The organism is Flavobacterium yafengii (assembly GCF_030010375.1).
Taxonomy (GTDB): domain Bacteria; phylum Bacteroidota; class Bacteroidia; order Flavobacteriales; family Flavobacteriaceae; genus Flavobacterium; species Flavobacterium yafengii.
On the sequence record NZ_JASCRY010000010.1, the window covers coordinates 1 to 4,890 of the forward strand.

The window sequence follows — 4,890 nt, forward strand, 5'->3', positions numbered from 1 at the left end:
ACGATGGGTAGGGGTCCTGAGAGGGAGATCCCCCACACTGGTACTGAGACACGGACCAGACTCCTACGGGAGGCAGCAGTGAGGAATATTGGACAATGGGCGCAAGCCTGATCCAGCCATGCCGCGTGCAGGATGACGGTCCTATGGATTGTAAACTGCTTTTGCACAGGAAGAAACAACATTACGTGTAATGTCTTGACGGTACTGTGAGAATAAGGATCGGCTAACTCCGTGCCAGCAGCCGCGGTAATACGGAGGATCCAAGCGTTATCCGGAATCATTGGGTTTAAAGGGTCCGTAGGCGGTCAGATAAGTCAGTGGTGAAAGCCCATCGCTCAACGGTGGAACGGCCATTGATACTGTCTGACTTGAATTATTAGGAAGTAACTAGAATATGTAGTGTAGCGGTGAAATGCTTAGAGATTACATGGAATACCAATTGCGAAGGCAGGTTACTACTAATATATTGACGCTGATGGACGAAAGCGTGGGTAGCGAACAGGATTAGATACCCTGGTAGTCCACGCCGTAAACGATGGATACTAGCTGTTGGGAGCAATCTCAGTGGCTAAGCGAAAGTGATAAGTATCCCACCTGGGGAGTACGTTCGCAAGAATGAAACTCAAAGGAATTGACGGGGGCCCGCACAAGCGGTGGAGCATGTGGTTTAATTCGATGATACGCGAGGAACCTTACCAAGGCTTAAATGTAGATTGACCGGTTTGGAAACAGACTTTTCGCAAGACAATTTACAAGGTGCTGCATGGTTGTCGTCAGCTCGTGCCGTGAGGTGTCAGGTTAAGTCCTATAACGAGCGCAACCCCTGTTGTTAGTTGCCAGCGAGTCATGTCGGGAACTCTAACGAGACTGCCAGTGCAAACTGAGAGGAAGGTGGGGATGACGTCAAATCATCACGGCCCTTACGCCTTGGGCTACACACGTGCTACAATGGCCGGTACAGAGAGCAGCCACTGGGTGACCAGGAGCGAATCTATAAAACCGGTCACAGTTCGGATCGGAGTCTGCAACTCGACTCCGTGAAGCTGGAATCGCTAGTAATCGGATATCAGCCATGATCCGGTGAATACGTTCCCGGGCCTTGTACACACCGCCCGTCAAGCCATGGAAGCTGGGGGTGCCTGAAGTCGGTGACCGCAAGGAGCTGCCTAGGGTAAAACTGGTAACTAGGGCTAAGTCGTAACAAGGTAGCCGTACCGGAAGGTGCGGCTGGAACACCTCCTTTCTAGAGCTTGAATGTTAGTTGCGTAAGCAACACTTTCAAGAAAGAAGACGAAAGTTCGAGAAGGAAACAAATAATGACATTATATTACTCTTGCTGTTAGTTCAAATAATACCATTTAAGAATAAGAGTGTCTCGTAGCTCAGCTGGTTAGAGTACTACACTGATAATGTAGGGGTCGACAGTTCGAGTCTGTCCGAGACAACAATTTACCACTTAAATAAAAAAGAAGAAATTCTAGAGTTGAGGAGTTATGAATGTTATTCATAATTCATAATTCACAATTCATAAATAGATTGGGGGATTAGCTCAGCTGGCTAGAGCGCCTGCCTTGCACGCAGGAGGTCAACGGTTCGACTCCGTTATTCTCCACAGATCCGAAAGGATATAAGTTCATTGACATATTGAGATAAGAAAATAATAAAAAGTAGAAAGCATTTTTTGCTTGTTTATCATTAGACAAGTAAAAGAAACGGTCTTGTTGTTTACAACGAGATTGGTACAATAAGCAAAATAAGGGCGTATGGGGGATGCCTTGGCTCTCAGAGGCGATGAAAGGCGTGATAAGCTGCGAAAAGTTACGGGGATTGGCACACACGATATGATCCGTAAATACCTGAATGGGGCAACCCACTATGTTGAAGACATAGTACACCGATAGGTGGGCAAACCCGCTGAACTGAAACATCTAAGTAGGCGGAGGAGAAGAAAACAAAAGTGATTCCGTAAGTAGTGGCGAGCGAACGCGGATTAGCCCAAACCAATGTTGTTACGGCAATATTGGGGTTGTAGGACCACGTGATTTGTTGCGGATAGAATTAGAATCTACTGGAAAGTAGAGCCAAAGAAGGTGATAGCCCTGTATAAGTAATAGAAGATAACGATAGTGGTATCCTGAGTAGGGCGGGACACGAGAAATCCTGTCTGAATTTGGCGGGACCATCCGCTAAGGCTAAATACTCCTGAGAGACCGATAGTGAACCAGTACCGTGAGGGAAAGGTGAAAAGAACCGTGAATAACGGAGTGAAATAGATCCTGAAACCATACGCTTACAAGCGGTCGGAGCCCTTTAGTGGGGTGACGGCGTGCCTTTTGCATAATGAGCCTACGAGTTAACGTTGCTGGCAAGGATAAGTGGTTAAGCCACGGATCCGTAGCGAAAGCGAGTCTGAATAGGGCGCTTTAGTCAGTAGTGTTAGACGCGAAACCGTGTGATCTACCCATGGGCAGGATGAAGCGCTGGTAACACAGTGTGGAGGTCCGAACCGGTTGACGTTGAAAAGTCTTCGGATGACCTGTGGGTAGGGGTGAAAGGCCAATCAAACTCGGAAATAGCTCGTACTCCCCGAAATGCATTTAGGTGCAGCGTTATGCGTAAAGTTATATAGAGGTAGAGCTACTGATTGGATGCGGGGGCTTCACCGCCTACCAATTCCTGACAAACTCCGAATGCTATATAATGTTTCATAACAGTGAGGGCTTGGGTGCTAAGGTCCAAGTCCGAGAGGGAAAGAACCCAGACCATCAGCTAAGGTCCCCAAATATATACTAAGTTGAAAGAACGAGGTTTGTCTGCCCAGACAGCTAGGATGTTGGCTTGGAAGCAGCCATTCATTTAAAGAGTGCGTAACAGCTCACTAGTCGAGCGGACGAGCATGGATAATAATCGGGCATAAGTATATTACCGAAGCTATGGATTTAGAGTTTACTCTAAGTGGTAGGGGAGCATTCTCACAGGGTAGAAGGTGTATCGTAAGGTATGCTGGACCGGTGAGAAAAGAAAATGTAGGCATAAGTAACGATAATGCGGGCGAGAAACCCGCACACCGAAAGACTAAGGTTTCCACAGCTATGCTAATCAGCTGTGGGTTAGTCGGGACCTAAGGCGAACCCGAAAGGGACAGTCGATGGACAACGGGTTAATATTCCCGTACTAGTTATTACTGTGATGGGGTGACGGAGTGATGAAAGCGCCGCGAACTGACGGAATAGTTCGTTGAAGTACCTACCTATAAGCTGCGCAGGCAAATCCACGCGGCTTGGGGAAATACGATAGTACTCGGAGTCTTCGGACAAAGAGATAGTGCGCCTAAGGGCTTCCAAGAAAAACCTCTAAACTTCAGGTAATAAGTACCCGTACCGCAAACCGACACAGGTAGTCGAGGAGAGAATCCTAAGGTGCTCGAGAGATTCATGGCTAAGGAATTAGGCAAAATAGACCCGTAACTTCGGGAGAAGGGTCGCCAGCAGCAATGCTGGCCGCAGTGAAGAGGTCCAGGCGACTGTTTATCAAAAACACAGGGCTCTGCAAAATCGTAAGATGAAGTATAGGGCCTGACACCTGCCCGGTGCTGGAAGGTTAAGAGGAGATGTTATCTTCGGAGAAGCATTGAATTGAAGCCCCAGTAAACGGCGGCCGTAACTATAACGGTCCTAAGGTAGCGAAATTCCTTGTCGGGTAAGTTCCGACCTGCACGAATGGTGTAACGATCTGGACACTGTCTCAGCCATGAGCTCGGTGAAATTGTAGTAGCGGTGAAGATGCCGCTTACCCGCAGTGGGACGAAAAGACCCTGTGCACCTTTACTATAGCTTAGTATTGACCTTGGATAAATGATGTGTAGGATAGGTTGGAGACTGTGAAGTGGCGTCGCTAGGCGTTGTGGAGTCATTGTTGAAATACAACCCTTTGTTTATCTGAGGCCTAACCCCGTAATGCGGGGGACATTGCTTGGTGGGTAGTTTGACTGGGGTGGTCGCCTCCAAAAGAGTAACGGAGGCTTCTAAAGGTTCCCTCAGTACGCTTGGTAACCGTGCGTAGAGTGCAATGGCATAAGGGAGCTTGACTGAGAGACATACAGGTCGATCAGGTACGAAAGTAGAGCATAGTGATCCGGTGGTTCCGCATGGAAGGGCCATCGCTCAAAGGATAAAAGGTACGCCGGGGATAACAGGCTGATCTCCCCCAAGAGCTCATATCGACGGGGGGGTTTGGCACCTCGATGTCGGCTCGTCACATCCTGGGGCTGGAGAAGGTCCCAAGGGTTGGGCTGTTCGCCCATTAAAGTGGCACGCGAGCTGGGTTCAGAACGTCGTGAGACAGTTCGGTCTCTATCTACTGTGGGCGCAAGAAATTTGAGTGGATCTGATTCTAGTACGAGAGGACCGAATTGGACAAACCTCTAGTGTATCTGTTGTCACGCCAGTGGCATCGCAGAGTAGCTACGTTTGGAAGGGATAAGCGCTGAAAGCATATAAGCGCGAAACCCACCACAAGATGAGATTTCTTTTAAGGGTCGTGGGAGATGACCACGTTGATAGGCTATAGATGTAAAGGCAGTAATGTCATAGTCGAGTAGTACTAATAACCCGTAAGCTTATGTACGCTTTTCCTGCCGAGCAATCGGCAGGAAGAAACTTTCTAATACTTTTTATTTTCTTTATCTCAGTATGTTAAGATATTACTATAATTATGAATTGTAAATTATTCAATTGTTAATTATAGATAATTGCCCAAAGCAATTATAACCTCTTAAGGTGGTTATTGCGGCGGGGCTCACCTCTTCCCATCCCGAACAGAGTAGTTAAGCCCGCCTGCGCAGATGGTACTGCAGTTATGTGGGAGAGTATGTCGTCGCCTTTCTTTGAA

Annotated in this window: 2 tRNA genes and 3 rRNA genes; all 5 read left to right on the forward strand. The window is 47.8% G+C overall.

Features of this window, described 5'->3' with window-relative positions:
* Window positions 1-1,243, forward strand: a 16S ribosomal RNA gene (locus tag QLS97_RS16795); the annotation flags it as partial.
* A gap of 128 nt (window positions 1,244-1,371) precedes the next feature.
* A tRNA-Ile gene (locus QLS97_RS16800) sits at window positions 1,372-1,445 on the forward strand.
* A gap of 93 nt (window positions 1,446-1,538) precedes the next feature.
* Window positions 1,539-1,612, forward strand: a tRNA-Ala gene (locus tag QLS97_RS16805).
* Between the two features lie 130 nt (window positions 1,613-1,742).
* A 23S ribosomal RNA gene (locus QLS97_RS16810) occupies window positions 1,743-4,626 on the forward strand.
* Between the two features lie 148 nt (window positions 4,627-4,774).
* Window positions 4,775-4,884 (forward strand): 5S ribosomal RNA (rrf, locus tag QLS97_RS16815).
* Window positions 4,885-4,890 lie beyond the last annotated feature (6 nt).